1 protein-coding gene is annotated in these 1,341 nt (G+C 71.1%); it reads right to left on the reverse strand.

Annotated features, from left to right (window positions below; all coding sequences use genetic code 11):
* A partial coding sequence (locus SSQG_RS04640; protein WP_039931944.1) for an MMPL family transporter occupies positions 1-1,341 on the reverse strand: 1,341 nt, incomplete at both ends.

Raw genomic sequence — 1,341 nt, forward strand, 5'->3', positions numbered from 1 at the left:
CCACTGGGGCAGCCACCAGGCGGCGCGGTCGAAGAGCGCCATCACGGCGGGCACGATGGTCACCCGCAGGACGAAGGCGTCCAGGAACACCGCCACGGCGAGGGCGAATCCGAAGGACTTCGTCAGGTCGGCGTCGGCCAGGATGAAGCCCGCGAACACGCTGATCATGATGAGGGCCAGCGCCGTGACGACCCGGGCGCTCTGCATGAAGCCCTTGACGATGGCCTCGGCCGGCGTGTTCCCACGGGCGTACTCCTCGCGCATCCGGGTCACGAGGAACATCTCGTAGTCCACGGCCAGCCCGAACGACAGGCCGATGACGATGACGGGCAGCAGGTTGACGATGATGCCGGTGGAGTGGATGCCGAGCAGGTCGTTCAGCCAGCCCCACTGGAACACGGCGACCAGGGCTCCGAAGGTGGCGGCGAGGCTGAGCAGGAAGCCGAGCGTCGCCTTCACGGGCACCAGGATCGACCGGAAGATGATGATCATCAGCAGGAAGGCGCACCCGACGACGATCAGCAGGTAGGGCAGCAGTGTGTCGCCGATCCGCTTCGACATGTCGATGTTGATCGCGGTCTGGCCGGTGACGGCGACGGCCGCCTCGCCCGAGTCCCGGGTGTCCTTCACCGCCGCCCGGATGTCGTCCACGACCTGCTCCGTCGCGGCCGCGGTGGGGCCGCTGCCGGGCACCACGGACATCACCGCGGCGTCACCGGACTTGTTGGGCACCGGCGGGCTGACGTCCTCCACGCCCCGGATCCCGGCCAGTTCCCGTCCGATGCCCTCCGCCGTGGCCGCCGCGTCCTTGCCGCTCTTCGCGGTGTCCACGACCACGGTCAGCGGCCCGTTGAACCCGGGCCCGAAGCCCTCCGTCAGCAGGTCGTAGGCCTGGTGCGAGGTGGAGCTCTCCGGCTCGGCGCTGTCGTCGGGCAGTCCGAGTCGCAGATCGAGCGCGGGCACGGCCAGGACGCCCAGCAGGACCACGGAGGCGAGGCAGAACGTGAGGGGCCTGCGGACGACGAGGCGCACCCAGCGCATGCCGAACGTGGGCTTTCCGTCGGCCCGGTAGCCCTCCGCGCGGTGCTGTGCCTCCGCGTGGACCTGGGCGAGCTCCGCCTTGTCCCGCACGTGGGCGGCGCGCCGGCCGTGGATCCGGCGGCCGATGAAGCCGAGGAGCGCGGGTACGAGGGTCAGGCCGACCGCGGTGGAGACGAGGACGGCGAACGCGGCGGCGAGGCCGACCTGCGTGAGGATCGGGATGCCGACGACGACGAGACCCGCCAGCGCGATGGCGGTGGTGAGCCCGGCGAACAGGACGGCGGCGCCGGCCGTCGTCAC

This window comes from Streptomyces viridochromogenes DSM 40736, from assembly GCF_000158955.1.
GTDB lineage: Bacteria > Actinomycetota > Actinomycetes > Streptomycetales > Streptomycetaceae > Streptomyces > Streptomyces venetus.